General features: G+C 59.2%; 21 protein-coding genes. 13 read left to right on the top strand and 8 right to left on the bottom strand.

Annotated features, from left to right (window positions below):
• Positions 1 to 84 precede the first annotated feature (84 nt).
• From HK23_RS07720 to HK23_RS07695, 6 genes are all read left to right on the top strand, one after another.
• Positions 85 to 1,464, top strand: a complete 1,380-nt coding sequence (locus tag HK23_RS07720; protein WP_063908494.1) for a class II 3-deoxy-7-phosphoheptulonate synthase — start codon at positions 85 to 87, stop codon at positions 1,462 to 1,464.
• 106 nt (positions 1,465 to 1,570) lie between these two features.
• The gene (locus tag HK23_RS07715; RefSeq protein ID WP_082881793.1) at positions 1,571 to 2,773 is read left to right on the top strand and encodes a nicotinate phosphoribosyltransferase; all 1,203 of its coding nucleotides are present in this window, start codon (positions 1,571 to 1,573) and stop codon (positions 2,771 to 2,773) included.
• Positions 2,770 to 3,177: a hypothetical protein gene (locus HK23_RS07710; protein ID WP_061502067.1), complete on the top strand. Its 408-nt coding sequence runs from the start codon at positions 2,770 to 2,772 to the stop codon at positions 3,175 to 3,177. Before HK23_RS07715 ends, HK23_RS07710 begins: the two co-directional genes overlap by 4 nt.
• A gap of 60 nt (positions 3,178 to 3,237) precedes the next feature.
• On the top strand, positions 3,238 to 4,569 hold the full coding sequence (gltX, locus tag HK23_RS07705; protein ID WP_086653514.1) for a glutamate--tRNA ligase: 1,332 nt from the start codon (positions 3,238 to 3,240) through the stop codon (positions 4,567 to 4,569).
• A 36-nt stretch (positions 4,570 to 4,605) separates the two neighbouring features.
• A complete protein-coding gene (locus tag HK23_RS07700) occupies positions 4,606 to 5,247 on the top strand; it encodes a nicotinamidase (RefSeq protein ID WP_086653513.1) in 642 nt (213 codons plus the stop codon).
• Between the two features lie 140 nt (positions 5,248 to 5,387).
• Complete coding sequence (locus HK23_RS07695) at positions 5,388 to 6,668, top strand: lipoprotein pyruvate-formate lyase (protein WP_086653512.1); 1,281 nt, start codon at positions 5,388 to 5,390, stop codon at positions 6,666 to 6,668.
• Positions 6,669 to 6,739: 71 nt separating this feature from the next.
• Here the strand turns inward: HK23_RS07695 and ilvC are convergent, their stop codons facing one another.
• The 4 genes from ilvC to miaA form a co-directional block, all read right to left on the bottom strand.
• Positions 6,740 to 7,759, bottom strand: coding sequence for a ketol-acid reductoisomerase (gene ilvC / locus HK23_RS07690; protein ID WP_063908536.1), 1,020 nt, complete (start codon positions 7,757 to 7,759; stop codon positions 6,740 to 6,742).
• Positions 7,760 to 7,815: 56 nt separating this feature from the next.
• Positions 7,816 to 8,334 (bottom strand): acetolactate synthase small subunit, encoded by a 519-nt coding sequence (gene ilvN / locus HK23_RS07685; RefSeq protein WP_063908491.1) that lies wholly within the window; start codon positions 8,332 to 8,334, stop codon positions 7,816 to 7,818.
• Between the two features lie 70 nt (positions 8,335 to 8,404).
• Entirely contained in the window at positions 8,405 to 10,219 is a 1,815-nt protein-coding gene (ilvB, locus tag HK23_RS07680; RefSeq protein ID WP_086653523.1) for a biosynthetic-type acetolactate synthase large subunit, read from the bottom strand.
• 37 nt (positions 10,220 to 10,256) lie between these two features.
• Positions 10,257 to 11,258 (bottom strand): tRNA (adenosine(37)-N6)-dimethylallyltransferase MiaA, encoded by a 1,002-nt coding sequence (miaA, locus tag HK23_RS07675; protein ID WP_086653511.1) that lies wholly within the window; start codon positions 11,256 to 11,258, stop codon positions 10,257 to 10,259.
• Positions 11,259 to 11,288: 30 nt separating this feature from the next.
• Between miaA and serB the strand changes: the two genes are divergently transcribed.
• Positions 11,289 to 12,182: a phosphoserine phosphatase SerB gene (serB, locus tag HK23_RS07670; protein WP_086653522.1), complete on the top strand. Its 894-nt coding sequence runs from the start codon at positions 11,289 to 11,291 to the stop codon at positions 12,180 to 12,182.
• Between the two features lie 36 nt (positions 12,183 to 12,218).
• Positions 12,219 to 12,413 carry a hypothetical protein gene (locus HK23_RS07665; RefSeq protein ID WP_043553631.1) on the top strand — a complete coding sequence of 65 codons (195 nt, stop codon included), beginning with the start codon at positions 12,219 to 12,221 and terminating at the stop codon, positions 12,411 to 12,413.
• Between the two features lie 95 nt (positions 12,414 to 12,508).
• Here HK23_RS07665 and HK23_RS07660 read toward each other — a convergent pair whose 3' ends face one another.
• The 3 genes from HK23_RS07660 to HK23_RS07650 all read right to left on the bottom strand — a co-directional run bounded on the left by HK23_RS07660 (position 12,509) and on the right by HK23_RS07650 (position 14,330).
• Positions 12,509 to 12,865, bottom strand: a complete 357-nt coding sequence (locus HK23_RS07660; RefSeq protein ID WP_063908534.1) for a zinc ribbon domain-containing protein YjdM — start codon at positions 12,863 to 12,865, stop codon at positions 12,509 to 12,511.
• Between the two features lie 112 nt (positions 12,866 to 12,977).
• Positions 12,978 to 13,235 carry a hypothetical protein gene (locus HK23_RS07655; protein ID WP_179193843.1) on the bottom strand — a complete coding sequence of 86 codons (258 nt, stop codon included), beginning with the start codon at positions 13,233 to 13,235 and terminating at the stop codon, positions 12,978 to 12,980.
• 84 nt (positions 13,236 to 13,319) lie between these two features.
• Positions 13,320 to 14,330: a mitochondrial fission ELM1 family protein gene (locus tag HK23_RS07650; RefSeq protein ID WP_086653510.1), complete on the bottom strand. Its 1,011-nt coding sequence runs from the start codon at positions 14,328 to 14,330 to the stop codon at positions 13,320 to 13,322.
• Between the two features lie 55 nt (positions 14,331 to 14,385).
• On the opposite strand from HK23_RS07650, the gene HK23_RS07645 reads away from it, so the two are divergent.
• The 4 genes from HK23_RS07645 (at position 14,386) to HK23_RS07630 (ending at position 19,706) form a co-directional block, all read left to right on the top strand.
• Positions 14,386 to 15,615, top strand: a complete 1,230-nt coding sequence (locus HK23_RS07645) for a DEAD/DEAH box helicase (protein ID WP_086653509.1) — start codon at positions 14,386 to 14,388, stop codon at positions 15,613 to 15,615.
• A 54-nt stretch (positions 15,616 to 15,669) separates the two neighbouring features.
• The gene (locus HK23_RS07640; RefSeq protein ID WP_086653508.1) at positions 15,670 to 17,562 is read left to right on the top strand and encodes a DUF4422 domain-containing protein; all 1,893 of its coding nucleotides are present in this window, start codon (positions 15,670 to 15,672) and stop codon (positions 17,560 to 17,562) included.
• Positions 17,563 to 17,615: 53 nt separating this feature from the next.
• Complete coding sequence (locus HK23_RS07635) at positions 17,616 to 18,548, top strand: glycosyltransferase (protein WP_218777700.1); 933 nt, start codon at positions 17,616 to 17,618, stop codon at positions 18,546 to 18,548.
• Between the two features lie 123 nt (positions 18,549 to 18,671).
• Positions 18,672 to 19,706 carry a M14 family metallopeptidase gene (locus HK23_RS07630; protein ID WP_086653506.1) on the top strand — a complete coding sequence of 345 codons (1,035 nt, stop codon included), beginning with the start codon at positions 18,672 to 18,674 and terminating at the stop codon, positions 19,704 to 19,706.
• A gap of 47 nt (positions 19,707 to 19,753) precedes the next feature.
• Here HK23_RS07630 and glyA read toward each other — a convergent pair whose 3' ends face one another.
• The gene (gene glyA, locus HK23_RS07625) at positions 19,754 to 21,043 is read right to left on the bottom strand and encodes a serine hydroxymethyltransferase (RefSeq protein WP_063908484.1); all 1,290 of its coding nucleotides are present in this window, start codon (positions 21,041 to 21,043) and stop codon (positions 19,754 to 19,756) included.
• A 180-nt stretch (positions 21,044 to 21,223) separates the two neighbouring features.
• Between glyA and HK23_RS07620 the strand changes: the two genes are divergently transcribed.
• Positions 21,224 to 22,681: an amino acid permease gene (locus tag HK23_RS07620; RefSeq protein ID WP_063908483.1), complete on the top strand. Its 1,458-nt coding sequence runs from the start codon at positions 21,224 to 21,226 to the stop codon at positions 22,679 to 22,681.
• Positions 22,682 to 22,745: the final 64 nt, after the last annotated feature.

The raw sequence follows: 22,745 nt of genomic DNA, 5'->3' as shown, positions 1-22,745 counted from the left end.
ACGCTCACTGAACGTGTAAGGCCCTTCCGTTTTCCATCCGGCCTTCCCTTTTTTATCTCAAGTATGAACAGACAGGATCGACCCATGAGTGCCTCGCTCAACCAGCCCCACCCGACGTCTAAAGCCTGGATGCCGGATAGCTGGCGGTCGTTTCCAGTCCGGCAGATGCCCACCTATCCGGATCAGGATGCTGTAAAAACTGTTGAAGGCCGCCTGAGTTCCTACCCGCCGCTGGTGTTTGCCGGTGAAGTCCGTCGCCTGCGCGCCCAGCTCGCAAAAGCCGCCAAGGGTGAAGCTTTTGTTCTGCAGGGGGGTGCCTGTGCCGAAAGCTTTGGTGAATTCAAGGCTGATGTAGTGCGCGACACGTTCCGCGTTCTTTTGCAGATGGCGGTTGTGCTGACCTTTGGTGCAAAAGTGCCGGTTATCAAACTGGGCCGTATGGCAGGCCAGTTTGCCAAGCCACGCTCATCCGACACGGAAACGCAGGGTGATGTGACGCTGCCGTCCTACCGTGGTGACATCATCAACGGGCCGGAATTCACGGCTGAAGCCCGTATCCCTGACCCGCTGCGTATGGAAACCGGATACTTCCAGTCCACCGGCATCCAGAACCTGCTGCGCGCCTTCTCCCGCGGTGGTTATGCCAACCTGCATGAAGTGCACCGCTGGAATCTGGGCTTTGTGGAACGCTCTCCGCTGGCCGACCGCTACCGCGTGATGGCTGAGCGCATTGGCGAGACCCTCTCCTTCATGCAGGCCTGCGGGATTGATGCGGCCTCCGCCCCGCAGGTGGACGAGACGGAATTCTACACCTCGCACGAAGCTCTGCTGCTGCCGTATGAGCAGGCCCTCACCCGCGTCGATTCCACCTCTGGCGAATGGTATGACTGCTCTGCGCATTTTGTGTGGATTGGCGACCGGACCCGCCAGCCGGACGGCGCGCATGTGGAATTCCTGCGCGGCGTGCGCAACCCCATCGGTATCAAGGTTGGCCCCACCACCACCATTGAAGATCTGGAACAGCTGCTGGAAATCCTGAACCCGCAGGATGAAGCCGGACGCATTACCCTGATTTCCCGCATGGGCGCTGAAAAGCTGGGCAACCACCTGCCGCAGCTGATGCGCGCTGTAAAAGGCACAGGCCGCACCGTCACCTGGCTGACGGACCCGATGCACGGCAACACCATCTCCACGTCCCATAAGGTGAAGACGCGCTCCTTCGATGCCATCATGAAGGAAATCAAAGGCTTCTTTGATGTCAGCAAGGCAGAAGGCGTGCATGCAGGCGGCGTGCATCTGGAAATGACCGGCCAGAACGTGACGGAATGCGTGGGGGGGGCGAACTGCCTGACAGAAGATGATCTGGGCAGCCGCTACGAGACCTTCTGTGACCCGCGCCTGAATGCCGAGCAGTCTCTGGAAATCGCCTTCCTGCTGGCGGAAGAGCTGACGGGCAAACGCTAAAATCTGACTGACTGGTCTGTGATCACAGAACCGGGGGGTGCCTTTACCGCGCCCTCCGGAGAGACCATCATCCGTCCACCTCAAACCGGAACGGAGCGCTGAGAGTATGACGCATTCCCCCCAAGGCACGGATGCGCCCGGCCTGACCACGGCTTACACATCGGCCCCGCTGCCCGACGCGACCATTCATGCGCGGACGGATTCCTACTTCAATCGCACGCGGGAAATTGTCTCCCATTTTGGCGATTGTCAGGTGACGTATGCCTTCTTCATCCGCCGCCCGGTCATTTCCGCACCGGGGCTGATGCTGGAATGGCTGAAAAATGTCATGGCAGAACGCAACAGTCCTTATTCGGTCGATCTGGTCCATCCGGAAGGCGACTGGGTGGGTGCTGGTGAGCCACTGGTCTATATTACCGGCTCCTTCACGCATCTGGCAGACCTTGAAACACTGCTGCTGCAAAAGCTTGGCAGCCCGTGCGTGGCGGCCCATCGCGCCTATCAGATTGCCATTTCCCTGCCCCAGACCAGATTTCTGGCCATGGACGCCCGCCATTGCGCCGGGTTTGAGATGCAGGAACTCATGGCCTATGCAGCCTCCGTTGGCGGGCGTACTGCCCAGCGCGACGGCGCGATTGGCTTTGTCGGCACCGCGAATGACGCCGTAGCGCCGTTCTTCGGCACGCAGGATGGTGCTGGCACCATGCCACATGCTCTGATTGGCTATGCGGGCTCCACTGTCCGTGCCGCGGAAATGTTTCACGAAATGTATCCAGACGCGACGCTGGTTGTGCTGGTGGACTATTTCGGGCAGGAAATTACGGATGCGCTGGCGGTCTGCCGGCGCTTCCCGCAGCTTGCGGCAGAAGGACGTCTGGCCATGCGGCTGGACACCCACGGCGGCCGCTTTCTGGAAGGGCTGAACCCGCAGCTTTCTTATGCTGTGCTGGACCGGCACGCGCCGGAGTCGCTGCGCCGCTATCGGTCCGATTCCGAACTCCGTTATCTGATTGGCACCGGCGTCTCCGCGGCTGCCGTGTGGCGCATGCGGGATGCGCTGGATGAAGCGGGCTTCCCGCAGGTCAAGATCATCGCGTCCTCTGGCTTTGGCGTAACCAAATGCGCCTGTATGGCCGATGCGCGTGCGCCAATTGATATTGTCGGCACCGGATCTTTTATCCCCGACCGATGGAACGAAACCTACGCCACAGCCGATATTGTCTCTTATAACGGCGTGGAACGCGTAAAAATCGGGCGTGAGTTTCTGCTCCCGTCCGCACAGAAGACACAGAAAGGCAAAGAGGAATGACGGACACCCCCTCCCCCGAGGACAAAACGTGGCGCGTGCGCATTCTGGATCTGTCCGGCGGTGCGGAAGATAATATTTCTGAAGAAGTCGGTGGCTTTCATGATCTGGCCCATGCCAACGCTTTTGCCCGCACCTATGTGCGGGATAGCGTGGAACGGTGCCGCATGCCCGGCTCCTCCGCCAAGGATGTGCTGACAGCCTGGATGAGCTTTGGTGAAGACGCCCTGGTGATTGATGCCGGAGACAGTGGCTGGTCTTCCGCCAACGAGCTGGATGATTTTGCCGCGACCCGCGCAACCCCGATGGAACGCGACTGGCGTGCGCTGGACCCCCGCCGTCTGGTGGAAGATGAAGACGCCGACGAGGACCTGCCCGGCGAGCCGGAAGAGCCTTCTTTCCACTAAACCCATTCGACACTCTGGCAGAGGCTGGTATTTCGCCTCTGCTCACGGCATAGAGACCCCATGAAGCTTCGTTTTGCGCCCAGCCCCACCGGCATGCTGCATGTCGGCAACGCCCGTCTTGCTCTTGCCAATGCTCTGTTTGCCCGCCGCAACGGTGGCAGCTTTCAGCTCCGTATTGATGATACGGACACAGAGCGGTCCCGCGAGAGCCACGTTGAGGCCATCCGCACGGATCTGACGTGGATGGGTATCACGTGGGATGAAACCTTCCGCCAGACCGAGCGGCTGGACCGATACGCGCAGGCCATCAAGAAGCTGAAGGCCTCTGGCCGCCTCTATCCCTGCTTTGAAAGCGAATATGAACTCGCCGCCAAGCGGGAAACACAGATCCGCCAGCGCCGCGCCCCGGTGTATGACCGCGCGATGCTCAAGCTAACACCCGAGCAGCGGGCCTCTGCAGAAGCCAACGGCAAGGTGCCTTACTGGCGCTTCAAACTGTCCGATACCGTTGTCCGCTGGCGCGATCTGGTCATGAGCGATTGTCAGGTTAAACTGCCGTCCGTGTCCGACCCGGTTCTGGTCCGCACCGATGGCACCGTGCTCTACACGCTGGCCTCTGTGGTGGATGATCTGGAAACAGACGTCACGCACATCATCCGTGGCGAAGACCACGTGACCAATACCGGCGTGCAGCTTGATATTGCAGAAGCCCTCGGCGCGCGCCCGGACCATTTCCGCTTTGCGCATCTGCCGCTGCTGCTGGATGAAAACGGCGGCAAGCTTTCCAAACGCTTTGATGCGCTCTCCCTGCGCACCCTGCGGCAGGATGGGATTGAGGCGGAAGCCCTGATTTCCTATCTGGCTCGTCTGGGCAGCTCGGATGATCCGGTTCTGCTGCCGTTTGCCGAGCAGGCTGCGGTGTACGATATTTCCCACATCTCCCGCTCTGCTGCGCGGTTTGATACGCACCAGATGCTGGGGCTGAACCACAAGCTGCTGGGCCAGCTTCCGTTTGACGCCGTGAAGGACCGTCTGCCGGAAGGCGCTACCGAAGCTTTCTGGCTGGCCATCCGGGGCAATCTGGACCTGCTGTCCGAAGCGCGCCTGTGGCACACCGTGACCGATGGCACACTTATCCCCCCCGTGCAGGAAGACGAACAGGACTTCCTGAAGCAGGCTGCGGACCTGCTGCCGGCGGAACCGTGGGACACGACGACATGGAAAGCCTGGACGACCGCCCTGCGTGAGCAGACTGGTCGCTCCGGCAAGGCTCTGTTCCGTCCGCTGCGTCTGGCTCTGACGGGTGAGGAACATGGTCCGGAACTCAGCGACCTTCTGCCGCTGATTGGCCGCGCTCGGGCCCTCTCCCGTCTGGTTCCCGGAAACGCCTGAGCCACCAAAAGCGCAATGCAGAAGAGGATGTGTTCCATGACATCAGGCCCCCACCCTCTTCTGCCCACACCCGCACCAGACGCAGCCAGCCTGACGCCCGGCCCGTCTGATGCGCTGCTGATTATTGATGTGCAGAATGATTTTCTGCCCGGTGGCGCGCTCGCGGTGCCGGAAGGCGACGCCATTCTGCCCGTTATTCAGGAACTGGTGCGACTGCCTTTTGGACTGATTGTCACCTCGCAGGACTGGCACCCGGCGCAACATATCTCTTTTAAAAGCTCTGCCCATCCGAAGGGCTGGCCGCCGCATTGCGTTGCAGAGACACAGGGGGCCGCACTGGCACCCAACCTTGCCTTACCCACCAGCACAGTCGCCGTCTTCAAAGGCACACGGGCTGATCAGGACAGTTATTCCGCGTTTGGCGGTGCAGACACGCAGGGAACGCCGCTCGCAACCCTCTTGCAGCGTCACGGCATCACCCGCGTTTTTGTGTGCGGGCTGGCGCTGGATTACTGCGTGAAAGCGTCCGCGCTGGATGCCTGCACAGCAGGCTTCCAGACAGTTGTGCTAACCGATGCCTGCCGAGGCATTGCCCCGGACCTCACCCCTACCCTCACGGCTCTGCACAACGCAGGCGTGGCGCTGGGCTCGTCCGCCCCCCTTACGCGCGGCCTCTAACGGCTGCCCCTCTACTCGCCGCTGCCCTCGCACTTTCCAGATTAAACACTTTCCAGCTTTCGGGCCGTGACAGCCTCCGGAACATCAGGCACTCTTTCATCAGTTTTGATCAAATCAGTGTTCGACAGTCCGGAAACCCTATGTTGCCGTCTCTCTCCCGCCGCTCTTTTGGTCTTGGCCTCACCAGCCTGCTGGCCGCCCCACGCCTTGCTCAGGCTTCAACATCCTTCATACCCTCAGATGTGCCGCCCCCTACGCTGGAGGTCCTGAAATGGGCCCCCGCCACGCGCGCCGCCCTGCAAAGCGTGATGGATGCACACGGCCACTATTCCGAAGGGTATGACGCCAACCAGCGTCCCTATGCGGTGTTTGACTGGGATGAAACCGCCATTGTCGGCAATGTTCAGGAAACCCTGTTCCATTTTATGCTGGAACATTTCAGTTTTCTGCTCCCTGCCGAGCAGTTCCGGCACCTTCTGCACGTAGGTGGGTCCGAGCATCCTCTCCCTGCCCCGTTTAAAAACCTTGCTGGCCAGCCCATCATTTTTTCTGAGCTGATACAGGATATTCTGGAAGACTACCGCGCCCTTGCCGCGCATTACGGCCATATGCCGCACCCGCTCCCACGAGAAGAGCTGGCGGATGATCCGGCCCTGCAGGCCTTCCGGGCGAGAATGGCGCTGTATCATCAGGCTCTGCGCGCCACACATGGGGAGGAAGTGGCCCAGCGCGGGCTCATCCGCCTGCTGGCAGGCCAGACCGTGCAGGATGTTGTCGCCCTTACCCGCGCCGCGAATGAGAGCGCGCTTGGCCAGTCCATTGAGCGCGTGACATGGAAAAGCCCGGCCAGCCGCCCCGGCAGAACCGGCCCTCTGAGCGTGACCATCACGCAGGCGCTGCGCCTGACGCCGGAAATGGCAGACCTTTTCCAGATTTTGCAGGAACAGGGCATCGACCCGATTATCTGCACATCCTCGCTGGAAGAAAGTGTCGCTATTTTCGCAACATCGGCTGAATATGGCTACAATTTACGCCGCGAGCATATTTTTGGTGCGCGCCTCACACAGCATAAAAAGCTCTATGGCCAGACGGAGGAAGCCAATTATCCGTTCCCCTTCGGAGTGGGAAAAACCTCAATCATCCACACGCACATGGCGCACCGCAAACAACCACCGCTGATTATTTTTGCGGGCGAAGACAGTTCCGGCCATCTGCTCTCGGCTTTTCCGGAAACCCGGCTCTGCTGCCTGATCAATCGCAAACAGACGGCAGACATGCAGCCATTTCTGCAAGAGGCCGTGAAACAGCGCGGCACCTCCACCCCGCGCCTTGTTCTGCAAGGGCGGGATGAAAACACTGGAGAATGGAGGCCGGATGAAGCCAGCATCTTTCTGGGGGAAACCAATCCCACCTTGCCGTAAGGCATAAAAAAAGGCCTGCCGGATTACCCGACAGGCCCTTTTCTTGAAGCAACCAGAAACTGGCTGGCTTCTTAGTTCTTGGTTTTGTCGACCAGACGGGATTTTGCAATCCACGGCATCATGCCACGCAGTTTTGCACCAACAGCTTCAATCTGGTGGGCATCATTACGCGCACGCGTTGCCTTGAAGCCGATGTTGCCGGACTGGTTTTCCAGAATGAAGTTACGGACAAAGGTGCCGTTCTGGATGTCCGTCAGAATGCCTTTCATGGCCTTCTTGGTTTCCGGCGTAATCACGCGCGGGCCGGACACATACTCACCATACTCAGCCGTGTTGGAGATGGAGTAGTTCATGTTGGCGATACCGCCTTCATAAATCAGGTCCACAATCAGCTTCGTTTCGTGCAGGCACTCGAAGTATGCCATTTCCGGGGCGTAACCGCCTTCAACCAGCGTTTCAAAGCCAGCGCGGATCAGCTCGACCAGACCACCACACAGAACAGCCTGCTCACCAAACAGATCGGTTTCCACTTCTTCCTTGAAGGTGGTTTCGATCACGCCTGCACGGCCACCGCCAATAGCGGATGCGTAGGACAGAGCGATGTCCAGAGCGGAACCTGATTTGTCCTGTGCGATTGCCACGAGGCAGGGCACGCCGCCGCCACGCTGGTATTCAGAACGCACCGTGTGGCCGGGGCCTTTCGGAGCGATCAGGAACACGTCCAGATCCGGGCGGGCTTCAATGATGCGGAAATGAATGGCCAGACCATGAGCAAATGCCAGAGCGGCACCCGGCTTCAGGTTCTTTTCCAGAGAGTCCTTGTAAAGGGCACCCTGGCCTTCATCCGGCGTCAGCACCATGACAACATCAGCCCATGCTGCGGCTTTATCCGGCGTCATGACCGTAAAGCCAGCCTGCTGTGCCTTCTCGATTGCGGAAGAGCCTTCACGCAGGCCGATCACGATATCCTTAACGCCGCTGTCTTTCATGTTGTTGGCGTGGGCGTGGCCCTGACTGCCGTAACCGATAACAGCAACTTTTTTGGATTTAATCAGATTCACATCAGAATCGCGGTCGTAATACACACGCATTGTCATACTGTTTCTTCCTTATTCTGTCAGAGCGCGGGCGCTCTGCTCTTTCACCTTCAGAGGGACTGAATCGTCTGGGGACCGCGGCAGATTGCGGCGACTCCGGTACGGGAGACCTCAACTAGCCCAAGCGGACGCATCAGCTCGATGAAACTGTCAAGTTTGTCGGTAGACCCCGTCAGCTCGAACACGAAGGACGAAGCTGTTGTATCCACCGCCCGCGCCCGGAACGCCTGCGCAATGCGCAGCGCCTCGGTGCGGGGTTCGCCAGAGGAGACGACTTTAATCATCGCCATCTCACGCGCAACATGCGGGCCATCTGCCGTCAGATCTGCCACGCGGGAAACCGGCACAAGCCGCTCCACCTGCGCCTTGATCTGCCGGATATCGGCCGGGGTGCCGGTGGTCACAATATTCACGCGGGACTGCATGCCATGCTCGTCCACCGGAGCCACCGTCAGGCTGCGGATATTATAACCGCGGCCGGAGAACAGGCCGACAATACGGGCCAGTGCCCCGCTTTCGTTATCGACCAGAAGAGAGATGACCGCAGAGCCGGGAGCTTCCTGCTGCATTGAAAAAATTCCTGAAAACACGCCAGAACAAGCCGTGTGCCTCACACGGCGAAGAAGAAAGGAGGAGCAATCAGACGAGCATCATGCCCTCACGCGTCACCTTCGCACCGCGTTCTTCCTGGTCCGGACCAAGGATCATCTCATTATGCGCCGCACCTGAGGGGATCATGGGGAAGCAGTTTTCCCCTTCCGTCACGCACAGATCCACAACCACCGGACCATCATGCTCCAGAGCAGCACGAATGGTGTCATCCAGTTCTTCCATCCGTGTGGCCCGCAGGCCTTTAGCATGGAAGCTTTCCGCCAGCTTCACAAAGTCCGGCAGGGCATCACTATAGCTTTCGGAATAGCGAGACCCATGCAGCAGTTCCTGCCACTGGCGCACCATGCCCATATAGTGGTTGTTGATAATGAACAGCTTAACCGGCAGACGATACTGCGCGATGGTCCCCAGTTCCTGAATATTCATCAGGGTGGAAGCCTCACCGGCAATATCCAGCACCAGCGCATCGGGATGTGCAATCTGCGCGCCAACGGCTGCGGGCAGACCATAACCCATGGTGCCCAGACCACCGGACGTCAGCCAGCGGTTCGGATCGTCAAACCGGAAGAACTGGGCAGCCCACATCTGGTGCTGGCCAACTTCGGTCGACACATACGTGTCCCGACCTGTCTCACGCGCCAGTTCATAAATCCGCTGGATGGCCTTCTGCGGCTTGATGACAGCATCCGGGGCCTGATCCTGCGAGAACCGCAGACAGTCCAGCGCACGCCATGCTTCAATCTGCTCCCACCAGGCAGCAAGATCGGCCTGATGCGCGTAAGCGGGTTCTTTTTCCCACTCCTCGATCATCATTTCGATAATCCGACCGGCATCGCCCACAATCGGCTGATCGACTGGGATGATCTTGTTGATCTGGGACGCATCAATATCGGCATGGATCTTGAAGGAATCCGGGGAGAACGCATCCACCCGGCCCGTCACGCGGTCATCAAACCGGCTCCCCAGAGCAATCAGCACGTCACAGCCATGAGTGGCCAGATTGGCCTCATACATGCCGTGCATGCCCAGCATGCCCAGATACTGCTTATCGTTCCCCGGATAGGCCCCAAAGCCCATCAGCGTGGACGTAATGGGGAAGCCCGTCAGCTTCACCAGCTTGCGCAGATTTTCACAGGCTTTCGGACCCGCGTTGATCACACCGCCACCTGTATAAAACAGCGGACGACGGGCCTTTTTCATAGCGGCAACGGCGCGTTTCACGGCCTCACGGTCCGGCTCAGCCGTGCCTTTAGCAACGCGCATCGGCGTCTGGCTGGCGGCAACATACGGGGCATCACCCACCGTGATGTTCTTGGGCAGATCAATCAGCACCGGGCCGGGGCGGCCAGAGCGGGCAATGGTGAACGCTTCATGCACCGCAGGGGCCAGATCTTCAGGCCGGCGGACCAGATAATTGTATTTCGTTACCGGGCGGGTAATGCCCGTGGTGTCGGCTTCCTGAAAAGCATCATTACCAATCAGGGAGGACGGCACCTGCCCGGAGAGGCAAATCAGCGGAATGGAGTCCATCAGGGCGTCCAGCAGGCCGGTCACCGCGTTGGTAGCGCCGGGGCCGCTGGTTACCAGCACAACGCCCACCTTGCCGGTGGAGCGGGCATAGGCTTCCGCTGCGTGCACGGCGGCCTGCTCATGCCGCACCAGCACGTGGCGAATACGGTTCTGTTTGAACAGGGCATCATAAATCGGCAGCACAGCGCCACCGGGATAGCCGAAAATAACTTCCACACCCTGCTCATCTAGCGCGCGCATAAGCACTTCCGCGCCCGGAAGGGTCTGCGGTTTCTGTGCATCGGGTGCTGAAGAGGCGGTCTGCGGTGTCATCTTATCCTGTTCTCCCATGGAGGGGCTGGCCGCATCTTTAGGGAACCCGCTGGCAACCGTCAATCCCGAAAAGAATAAAAGAAATAATTTCGAACCATTTTCTTTCCGAAAATTTCGCGAACTCAGGTATGCACGTATCAAGATCATACGTCTGGCCCGGTTTTGTCAGGTCATGATGCGCAAACCACGTGGCCTGCCGCCGCGTGTAACGGCCCGTTGCGAGGATAGCGAGGCGGGCCGCTTCCTCCCCGGACATCTCTCCACGCAGCATGGCCGCAAGCTCTGGCACGCCGTGCGCCCGCATGGCGGGCAGGGCCGGGTCCAGCTTCTGGGCAAGGAGTGCCTGTACTTCTTCCACAGCGCCCTGTTTCAGCATGGCTTCAAACCGTGTAGCGATTCTGGCACGCAGTTCCGGCCGGGGCGGCAACAGGCGCAAGGCTGTAAACCGACACGGTGCAGGCGGTAGCCCCGGCTGAGCCTGCCACCATGCCAGACTACGGCCCGTTCCCCGCCACACTTCCCACGCACGGGAGACACGCTGCGAATCAACCGGTTGCAAACGGGCCGCCATCTCAGGATCAACCTCGGCAAGCCTGGCATGCAGAGCGGGAGCCCCCTCCTCTGCCACCAGTGCACGCGCTTCCGTCCGTGCGGCCTCCCCGCAATCGGGGATTTCCGCCAACCCGTCGGTCAGGGCGCGCATATACATCCCGGTGCCGCCACACAAAATGGGCAGGCGGCCTGTGGCCCATGCCTCATCCATGGCGGCCAGAGCCTGCGTGCGCCACCAGGCCACGCTGCCTTTTTCCGCGGCGGGCAGAACGCCATAAAGGCGATGCGGTACAACCTGCTCGTCTGCTGCACTCGGGCGGGCTGTCAGCACATGCAGGTCTTTGTACACCTGCATGGAATCCGCATTGATGATGGTGCCGCCGAGTTCCTGCGCTACCGCAAGGGCAAGAGCAGATTTGCCCGAACAGGTTGGTCCGGCAATGATCAGGGCCGGGGGTTGGGTTGTCTGGTCTTCCGCTTGCTTCATGCGGGCATTCCTGTCACACACCGATCTGAAATGATGAGCTTTGTTCTGACACTTGTCGCACAACGCGACGCCACCACCCTTGATAACGCTACCATCGCCCTCGCGCGGGATACGCTGGATGGCGCACGGGACATCACCGTTCTCTCACCGGAAGAAGCGGTTGATATCCCCTGCCCCGCCACAGCAGCCGAGCACCTGCCAGCCCTGCATGCTGCACTGGAAGGCCGGGCGATTGATGCGGTCCTGACACATCAGGCCAGCCGACGCAAACGACTGCTGGTCTCGGACATGGACAGCACCATCGTGGCGAATGAAACGCTGGATGATCTGGCCACTCATGCGGGCATTGGCGAGAAAATTGCCGCCATTACCACCCGCTCCATGAATGGTGAGCTGGATTTTGCTACCGCCCTGCGGGAACGCGTGGCCCTGCTGAAAGGCTTTCCGTCTGCCCTGCTGGAAAAGGCGTGGAACGATGCCACCCTGAACGAGGGTGCTAAAGAGATGGTGCAGACCATGCACGCGCACGGGGCGCATACGGCCCTTGTGTCCGGCGGGTTCACCTTCTTTACATCCCGCGTGGCAGCCCTGTGCGGGTTTGATGAAGACCATGCCAATACGCTGATTGTGGATGAGGCGCAGGGCATTCTGACCGGTGAGACAGGGCACCCAGTTCTTGGGCCAGACACCAAGCTGGCTCTGCTGGACCGTCTGGCCACTGAGCACGGAATCCCGCTGGCAGAAACGCTGGCAATCGGGGATGGCGCGAATGATCTGCCGATGCTGAAAAAAGCCGGTCTGGGGCTGGCCTTCCATGCCAAGCCGGTGGTGCGCAAAGCCGTTGCGGCACAGATCAACCAGACATCCCTCAGAACAGCCCTGTTCGTACAAGGCTACCCTGTCTCGGCTTTTTCAGGCACATAAGACAAAGATTACGGCCCGAAGGGAGGAGACCACACGATGCAGCTTGATCCGCGTGATTTTTCTTCCTTCCCCATTGCCCGCACCATTCTGGTGATCGTGGGCTGCGGCCTGCTGATCTACTGCTTTCAGTATTATCTGGTTTTGCCGCCAGACTCTCCCGAACATGTCATGCGCCATGTGGCAGCACTGATTGTCGGCACTCTTATTCTGCTCGGAACAATCTGGGTTTAAAAAAACGGCCTCAAACAGCCAGCCTGAAAATTCCGGGCTGGCGTTTGAGGCCGTTTTTCATAACGACGCTGCGGGCAGGTTTGCCTGCCTCAGTGTCAGGATTTCTTCACGAACTCGGATTTCAGGTTCATGGCCCCGATACCGGGGATCTTGCAGGCAATGTCATGCCCGTCTCCGCCATCAGACAGACGGATGCCCTTAACCTTCGTGCCGCCTTTGACCACCAGTGAAGACCCTTTGACCTTCAGATCCTTGATCACGGTCACAGTATCCCCATCGGCCAGCACATTGCCGTTGGCATCGCGGATTTCCGTGCTGCCTTCTGCGCCGTCAGCCTCGGCGGCCTGATCCTGCTGGCTCCATTCGTGCCCGCATTCCGGGCAGATCCACAATGCGCCATCCTGATACGCATAGGCGGAACCGCATTTGGGGCACTTAACGTCACTATCCATCATCAACCTCGTTGTTATGGATAAGTCCTAAAGCACGGATCTCGCACCTCTCCTACCCCTGACGGACCCGGATGCAGGGCGGCTATGGTGGAAAAGCGCGCTTGCTGCCTCGTTACGGCTTATCAGACGTCCGGCCTGTCCACAGCCAGAGCGCAAGCGGCGGCACAAAGAAATACAGAGCAACAGCCACAATCAGCAGACGCAGTTCAAACAACAGATCCGTATGCAAAATGCTGCGACAGAAAATATTGGCCAGCCCCAGCATCAGCACGACGCAGGCAAACCCACCCAGATTGGCCAGAAAAGACCGCCCGGCATTAATCTGCACAAGGGTTCTGAACACCACGCCACCCGGTTGCTGCTTGTTCATGGCTTTTCCTTTGGTTCTGCTTTGTGTGTTTCTCTTAAGCGCCTGCCGCCGGGAAGTCACTGACCGATCTGGGAAACGCTGCCCCTAGAATCCCAGCCGCCGATGCATTTCTGCCACCAGTTCCGGCGTATCATCCAGCGGCGTGACAGCCCATGGCGTCAGGCCTTGAGCGGATATGTCCTCATCCAGCATGCGGATGCGGCCTGCCGCCTCCAGTCCTTGCAGAAAGCGGGTAATCCGCCGGGAGCGGCCCGGCAGTGGGAACACAAACACGCTGGCCGGTCCTGCCACGGCCTCGGATACCATGGAAACACTATCCATCGTCACCACGAGACTATCCGCACAGGCCACCAGTCCCCGATACGGATTGTCTCCCTCACCGTTCCAGACGGTGCCGCCAGCCCCTTCCACCAATTCCGTCAGAACCCGCAGGGCGTCCGGGTCTGTCCTACGAGAAGGCGTGACAATCAGGCTTCCGCCCTGTTGCCCGACAGCCTGTGCCAGGAGCGCCCCCAGCTTGTGGGCTTCCTGAACCCCAAACTTGAAACGCCCGTTCGAGCCGCCCACCAGCCCAGCAATCAACGGACGCGGCAGACCGGCAAAACGGGGCATCCAGTCTTGCTGCGCCTGCGCCAGCACTTCTGGTGTCAGGCCATGCAGAGCCGTGCGACCCAGCAGCACATTGGGGCCGGAAATTTCGTCATGCTCACAGGCTACAATCAGATCAAACCGCTCCAGAGACTGACGCGGATTTTGCACCTGCACCACAGGCCGCCCCGGCGCCCGCAGCGCCGCCCCTATCGCACCACCTTTGCCGCCAATGCTGATGACCACATTCGCCTGCGCCAGTTCCGGCATGCTCCCAAACGGTGCGCCGGAGGATGTGCGCAGAAAAGGACGGGCCAGAACCTGCGGACCGGCAAGCATCAAACGTGCAAGCCGACCGGGGCTGACGGCCTGAAAGTGGCTCTCCCACCCCGCCCGGCTTGCCAGCCCCAGAGCCTGAGAGCGCATGCCGGCAAAATCTTCCCCCACCACCAGAGCGGAGACAGGATTTGAACCCGGCACCTTTCCGGCATATACGTCTTCAGCCATCAGGCTCCCCTGCTTTTTTTCGTTTCAAACCCGGTCAGGACGGATACCACACAGCATGTCCAACAGCTTTGAGGCAATGGGCCTTCTGCCGTCTTTGTGCACATGGGCCGCACAGGCAGGCATGGAAGAGCCCACGCCCATCCAGCACGCCGCCATTCCCGCAGCCCTTGCACAGAAAGATATTCTGGCCATTGCCCCAACCGGCACGGGCAAGACGGCCGCCTATGCCCTGCCCATGCTGCAACAGCTTCTGGAAAGCAAACGCACGCAGGATGTACTGGTGCTGGTCCCCACGCGTGAGCTGGCTTTGCAGACGGCGCGTGTATTCCGCACCTGTCTGGGCCAGAAGGCCGATAATTCCCGCCAGAAAGCGGGCACCGTTGCGGTTATTCCGCTCTATGGCGGCGCTGACCGGGCGCATCAGGCCGAGCGGCTGCTGCATGACGGACCGCGTGTGCTGATTGCCACCCCCGGCCGCCTGCTGGATTTTGCCGATGGCGGGGAGATTATGCTCGCCTCCTGCACCCGCGTGGTGATGGATGAAGGGGACCGCCTGTTCTCCCCGGAATTTTTTGAAGAAAGTGCTGCCATTGTCAGCCTGCTGCCCCCTGTCCGGCAGACGCTGTTTTTCTCCGCAACGCTACCGGCAGCACTGAAACAGACCGTTCAGCAGTTGCTGCGGCGGCCAGAAGAAATTCATATTACCCGTGCCGCAGAAAAGCGTGGCCCTATTCGTCAGGGCGCACTCTTTATAGAACCTGCCCAGAAAACCGGCTTCCTGCGGCAGTTTTTCATACGGGACCGCACCAACCGAGCTATTATTTTCGTCAAAACCAAAGCCGAAGCCGACCAACTGGCCGCCACACTCAAAAAAGCCCGCGTTCAGGCCGCCCCGCTGCATGCTGACCTTTCTCAGGCCCAGCGCAATGCAACGGTGGCCAGCTTTGCCGCTGGCAAAATTCTGGTGCTGGTCGCAACCGACATCGCCGCGCGCGGACTGGACCTGCCATCCGTGAAAAACGTGGTGAACTATGACCCGCCAGATCAGCCGGAAGCCTATCTGCACCGCATCGGCCGCACAGGGCGTGCGGGCCAGACCGGTTCCGCGCTGACGCTCTGTGCCGCTGCGGAGCGCGCAAAGCTGCGGCAGATTGAACTGGGAGCATCCGTGCGCCTGCGTATTCTTTCGCAGGAACAGGCACTGCCGGACGCGCCCGAGCCTAAGCAGACCTCCCGAACACCGCGCGGAGGGAAGCCCGCCCCACGTCGCACATCCGGCACTTGAACGCGGGCACAAAACAGTGGACCATAGTCTCATGATTTGCACGAAGAGCGCCCGATGAGCACACGCCAGACTGGCTTAGGCCCGGTTCATATTTATGTCTGCCATCACGCCGCGGGCTTTACGTTTGAAGATGAGGTGTTTCGCCCCATTCAGGTGGGCCGGGCGCTGGCCACCACGCACCTGCCCATTCGGGGGGATGATACGGGTGACAATATTTCCAGCAAAAACCGGGAATATTGTGAACTGACAGCCCTGTACTGGGCCTGGAAAAATGATCAGGACGCCGCATGGATTGGCTTCATGCACTATCGGCGGTTTCTGGATTTTGCCTGCACAGGGCTCAAGCCCGACCAGTATGGCTGCATCACCCTGCCGGACATGACGCCCCAGACGCTGAAGCAGATGGGCCTGAACGCCGCGACTGTCCGCAAGACGATTGAAAACACACCCAACGCCTGCGCCGTTCTCCCGGAGAAGTGGTCCGTGCGGAATGTCGGCTTTACGTCGTTCTACCAGCATTATGTGGAAGCCGATTACCACTTCGCGCATGATCTGACCCTGACCCGCGCGGTGATTGCCGACCTCTACCCGGATGATCTCGCCGCCTTTGATACGGTCATGGCCGCGGATGAGGGCTACTTTACCAATGTCTTCGTCTTCCGGCGGGACCTGTTTGACACTTACTGCGCGTGGCTGTTCGCCATTCTCGCAGAAGTGGAACGCCGGGCAGACCTGACGAATTACTCCGCTCAGGCCCGCCGGATTTACGGCTATCTGGGTGAACGGCTGTTCAACGTGTTCATGGCCTCCCCGCATGTGCCCAAAGAGGGCGTGATTGAACGCGCACGCTGCTTCTTTGAAAATACAAAAACCGGGAAAGAGGTCATCCTCCCCAAGAACCCGTCGGCCCCCGCAGCGAACGCCGTGACCATTGTCACTGCGGCAGATGAAAATTTTGTTCCGCATCTGGCAGCCCTGCTGGAATCCATCAAGGCGTCCTTCAACAGAGACCGTTTTCTGGAACTGGTTGTGCTGGACGGGGGCATTCCGCCCCTCAAACGCAATCTGCTGAAGCGGCAGTTCCATATTGATCTGCCCGCCAGTAAAGGCAGCCTGACTTTTCTGGACTGCCAGCATATGTATCGCGGCATCAGCACGCATATGCATTTCTCTCCGGCCACGTTCTACCGGCTCTCACTGGGGCAGCTTCTCCAGCATCATCCGCGTGCGCTCTATATTGATTGCGACACCATTGTTCTGACGGACCTATGCCGCCTGTGGGACACACCGCTGGATGGCAACGTGATTGCGGCAACGCCTGACCTGATCATGAAGAACTTCGTGAATGCAGGCATCCGCTCCATGGAAGAAACCGGAGCCCTCCCCGCCAGCCGCTATCTGAGCGAATATCTGGGGCTGCAAGGCCGGGGCGATGCCTATTTTCAGGCAGGCGTCATCCTGTTTGACCTTGATGCCTTCCGGGCCGCCAATATTTCCAACGCCGCCATCAAGGACCTGAGCAACCGGCGCTACTGGTTCCTTGATCAGGATATTCTGAACAAATATCTGATCGGCAAAGTCAAAATGCTGGATACGTCATGGAACTGTGTGAACAGCATCCGTGAAATCTTCCCGCATCTGAATGCGGACTGGCGCGCCAAGGTTCTGGAAGACCTCAAAAACCCGAAAATTGTGCATTATGCCGGGTATGAGGCCAAACCCTGGAACAACCGTAACGCACCGCTAAGCTTTTTCTACTGGTTCTTCCTGCGGAAAACCTTCTGGTATGAAGCCATTTTCAATGGCGGCACGGCGCCGGGGGATGAACCGGCCCCCTTCCGGCACAGTCTGGTACGCCGGGTGCTGACACGCGGCTGGCATCTGCTGCCGCGCCCCCTGCGCAGGCCTTTGTCCGGGGTTGCCTCGCGCATCAAGCGCGCGTTGTAAGGCTCGATATGCCTCATCAACCTGCCTCCTCAGCCGGACAACATTTATGCAAGGTGACAGCCGTCATTGTCACCTGCAACCGGCTCCCCATGCTGAAAACAGTTCTGGAGCACACGCTCGCCCAGAATTTCTCCGCCGTGGTGGTGGTCAATAACGCCAGTCAGGATGGCACGCGGGACTGGCTGGAAACCCAGACAGACCCGCGCCTGCATTGCGTGCATGAAGCCGTAAATAGCGGGGGTGCGGGCGGGTTTGCACGTGGCATGGACTATGCCGCGCGCCAGACAGACTGTGACTGGCTTGTCTGTTTTGATGATGATGCCTGGCCGCAGCCTGACGCGCTCAGACTGTTTCAGTCCCTCCCTCTCCCTCCCACGGTGGGCGGGGTGGCCGCTGCGGTCTATTTCCCCAACGGGACCGTGTGTGACATGAATCGGCCCGGCCTGAACCCGTTTGCCAGCATCGGGAATTTTTTCCGCCTTCTGAAGACGCGCAGACGCACCTTTGCCATAGATCCTGCGGCTTACCAGCAAAACAAACCTCTGCCGGTCGATTATGCCTCCTTTGTGGGCTTCTTTGTCCGTGCCGCTCTGGTGCGTGGCCCGCTGGGACTGCCGCAGAAAGACCTGTTCATCTACGCAGATGACATCCTCTATGCGTGGAAATTACGATGCCTGGGGCTGAAGATTTTGTTTGTTCCAAGCATCCGATTTTCTCATGACTGCAAGACCACTGTCAGCTTTGCCCGCAACCGGTGGAAAATCTACTATATCACCAGAAACAGAATCCTTTTTTACAAAAAAATTGCCGGATTGCTGTTCCTGCCGTTCGCTCCCCTCCTGCTCCTCAGCACGCTAAAACTGTACTGGAAGAACAGAACCACTCCCCATATCCGCCGCCTGATGCTAGCTGGCCTGCGGGATGGTTTGCGCAATGACACCACACGCACACATACCAACATTGTGACCCTTGCCGGCGAGTCCTGACACGGATGGGATTGCAGCATAAGCCAAGGGGGATAATACTTTCTCCGCTATGCTGTGTCTTATCCCCTCATCTGGCGAAAATGCCCCCCTGATTTTCAGCTTCATAACAGGCTGGGTTTCGTCATGAGTTGTGCGTCCCGCCGCCAGAGCACGCAACAGGGACGCATCCGTCTTCGGACCCTTTCCGAGACACTCCCCCCACCACAGCTCCCCCTGCCACATTTTGATATTGCTCTGCCACCACCGGACCTCAGCCCGTGGCAAGACGGCAATTGCGGCATTCCCGGCGCCTACCATTTTGAAGCCCGCCGTCCCGGCCCGCACGTCGCCATCACGGCACTCATGCACGGCAATGAATATAGCGGAGCCTATGCGCTGGATCATTTGCTTACGCATGCCGTCCGTCCCGAACGGGGGCGTCTGACCCTGATTTTTCTCAATCTGGCCGCTTTTGCACGGTTCGACCCGGCGCGCCCCACCCTGTCCCGTTTTATTGATGAGGACATGAACCGCCTCTGGCAACCGGACCTTATTGCCTCTGAGCACACATCGCATGAGATGGAGCGCGTGCGCGGCGTAATGCCGATCCTCAACACGGTTGATGCGCTGCTGGACCTGCATTCCATGCTCTGGCCTGCCGAGCCGCTTCTTTTGAGCAACATGACAGAAAAAAGCTGCGTGCTGGCCTCAGCTCTTTCGGCTTTCCAAACCCCTCCGCCGCTGGTGGTGCAGGATAGCGGACATGAGGATGGTCCCCGGCTGATTGATTACGTGCGTTTCGCCTCCAACCGCACAACTGCCAAGGCCTGCCTGCTGGAAGCCGGGCAACACTGGCAGCCCAGCGCTGCCACACTGGCCCTCAGCGTCTGCCAGACATTTCTGGAACAGATGGGCACCGTCTCACCCAATAACAGCCCTGCGCCCAGCCGCCAGAAAATCCGGCAGGCCACCGTGACAGACAACGTACAGGCCCTCACGTCCCGTTTTGTGTTTGTCAAAACGTTTCGCAGCGGCGATGTGATTAAAAAAGCGGGGACTTTACTGGCATTTGACGGGTCTGAAGAAATCAGAACGCCTTATGATAACTGCCTGCTGGTCATGCCTAACCTCAGGCCGATGCGCGGGCATACCGCTGTGCGGCTGGCCCGCTCCATCTGAAAAACCCTGAGGCCGGGGCCAAAGCCCCTGCCTCAGAATTTCATATTTTAGCGGTTATAGATCGGGAAGCGTGCGCAGAGTTCACGCACGCGCTCATGCACGGCGTTTTCCACTGCGGCGTCACCTTCCCCGCCAGATGCGGCGAGAGCGGTCAGCACTTCGTCAATCATTTCACCAACCTGACGGAATTCCGCTTCACGGAAGCCGCGGGCTGTGGCTGCCGGGCTGCCCAGACGCACACCAGAGGTGATGGCGGGCTTTTCCGGGTCAAACGGAATGGCGTTCTTGTTGGCGGTAATGCCTGCGCGTTCCAGAGCATGCTCGGCAGCTTTACCGGTCACTTTCTTGGGTCGCAGGTCAACCAGCAGCAGGTGCGAATCCGTGCCACCCGTCACAATGTCAAACCCACGTTCCACCAGAACTTCGGCCAGAACATTGGCGTTCTTCTGGACGGCTTTCTGGTATTCCTTGAATTCCGGCTGAAGGGCTTCACCAAATGCAACGGCCTTACCGGCAATCACATGCATCAGCGGGCCACCCTGAAGACCGGGGAAGACGGCGGAATTGATCTTTTTCGCCAGCGCTTCATCGTTGGTCAGGATCAGACCACCACGCGGGCCGCGCAGGGTTTTATGCGTGGTGGACGTCACCACATGCGCATGCTCAAGCGGGTTCGGATACAGGCCAGCGGCCACCAGACCGGCAAAGTGCGCCATATCCACCATCAGGAACGCGCCAACTTCATCCGCAATGCGACGGAAGCGGGCGAAGTCGATGATACGCGGATACGCAGACCCACCGGCCACAATCAGGGTCGGTTTGGTCTCACGGGCCAGACGCTCCATTTCTTCATAGTCGAGCAGGCCATCGTCTTTCCGCACGCCATACTGCACAGCGTTAAACCACTTGCCGGAATAGTTCGGAGCCGCACCGTGCGTCAGATGACCACCAGCAGCGAGGCTCATACCCAGAATGGTGTCGCCCGGTTTGGACAGCGCCATAAAGGCGGCCTGGTTGGCATTGGCGCCGGAGTGCGGCTGCACGTTGGCAAAGCCTGCGCCGAACAGGGTTTTGACGCGCTCAATAGCCAGCACTTCGATCTTATCGACCTCGGAGCACCCGCCATAATAGCGACGGCCGGGATAGCCTTCCGCATATTTGTTGGTCAGCACGCTGCCCTGAGCCTGCAACACGGCTTCAGACACCATGTTTTCGCTGGCAATCAGTTCAATGCCGTCCTGCTGCCGCTTCAGCTCACTGGCGAGCGCTGCTGCAACATCCGGATCCGTCTTTGTAACCGGCGCATGAAAAAAACGATCCAGATCCGTCTGGCTCATCAGGAGCTCCTCATTTCATCTCGTTCAACCGGCCCATGCACTGTCCTGTAAGTGCCGGGCCGTTCGTTACGTTTAAAACACATCTTGCTAAGAGAGACACTCTAGCCTCTCTATGGGACGAAGACCACCAATTGCTCTATACGTCGTTTTCTTCACGGTCGAGACAGGAGAGAAAAGTCTATGACGCAAAGGCCTGCATCTTCCGCAGCGTCATTCATTACGCGCTGCATGCCTTTGGATAAGCTGGAATCCGCGCAAGGCCTTAAGCGTGTTCTTGGTCCGGGCAGCCTTGTTGCCCTTGGTGTGGGGGCTACCATTGGCGCTGGCCTTTTCTCTCTGACTGGCATTGCCGCTTCAGAAAATGCCGGACCGGCCGTCATCCTCTCGTTCCTGATTGCGGCCATAGCCTGCGGATTCGCCGGGCTGTGCTACAGTGAACTCGCCAGCATGATCCCCATTGCAGGCAGCGCCTATACCTACGCCTACGTCACGCTGGGTGAACTGATGGCGTGGATCATCGGATGGGATCTGGTTCTGGAATACGCAGTCGGGGCCGCGACGGTGGCAGTCAGCTGGTCACGGTACGTGGTCTCGCTTCTGGATTCGTGGGGTCTTGTGCTCCCTCCACGCCTGACAGCCTCCCCTTTTGAGACCGTGCAGATGCCAGACGGCAGCCTGACAGTCGGACTGATGAACCTCCCCGCCGTCTTCATTATCGGGCTGGTCTCCATGATCCTCATCCGGGGCATCTCGCAATCTGCCAAGGTCAATGCCGTCATCGTCGTGATCAAGCTGCTGGTGATTGCTGCCTTTATCGGGTTTGGCATTTCCTACATCCATCCCGCCAACTATCATCCCTTTATTCCGCCGAATGACGGCACGTTCGGGCATTATGGCTGGTCTGGCATCATGCGCGCTGCTGGCACGATCTTCTTCGCCTATGTGGGTTTTGATGCGGTTTCCACCACGGCGCAGGAAACCAAAAACCCGGCGCGAGACATGCCCATTGGCATTCTGGGCAGCCTGCTGGTCTGCTCACTGGCCTATATTGCGTTCTCCTTCGTCATGACAGGTCTGGTCAATTACAAGGACATGCTGGGTGACGCCGCACCCGTTGCCACCGCCATTAACCGCACGCCCTTCCACTGGCTGCAACTGGCGGTAAAAATCGGCATTATCTGCGGCTTTACCTCTGTGCTCATGGGCATGCTGCTGGGCCAGAGCCGGGTGTTTTTCGCCATGTCACGCGATGGCCTGCTGCCCCCCATGTTCAGTCGCACGCATCCGAAGTTCCAGACGCCCTGGCTGTCCAACATCTTCTTTATGATCATCACCTGCCTGCTCAGCGCCTTCCTGCCCATTTCTGACCTGGGGCATATGACGTCCATCGGCACGTTGCTGGCCTTTGTGCTGGTATGTGCCGGCGTGATGGTTCTGCGTCGCAAATCTCCGGATGCACCCCGCGCCTTCCGCGTGCCGGGTGGGGACCTTATTCCGGTTCTGGGTATTCTCAGCTGCTCCGCCGTCATGATCTCGCTCGACAAGCTGACATGGATCCGGCTGGTCGTATGGCTGGCCATCGGCATGGCCATCTATCTCGGTTACGGGCGCTATCGCAGCGTTCTTGCGCGCTCCTGACCCCCGCGCGCATGGGGTTGCATAACGCGGGAAGCGGCGCATACTCGCTTCCCGCTACTCACCC

It is taken from the genome of Acetobacter malorum, from assembly GCF_002153605.1.
Classification (GTDB): Bacteria; Pseudomonadota; Alphaproteobacteria; order Acetobacterales; family Acetobacteraceae; genus Acetobacter; species Acetobacter malorum_A.
The sequence above is the reverse complement of the archived record's forward strand: the minus strand, read 5'-3'. Positions and strand labels throughout refer to the sequence as shown.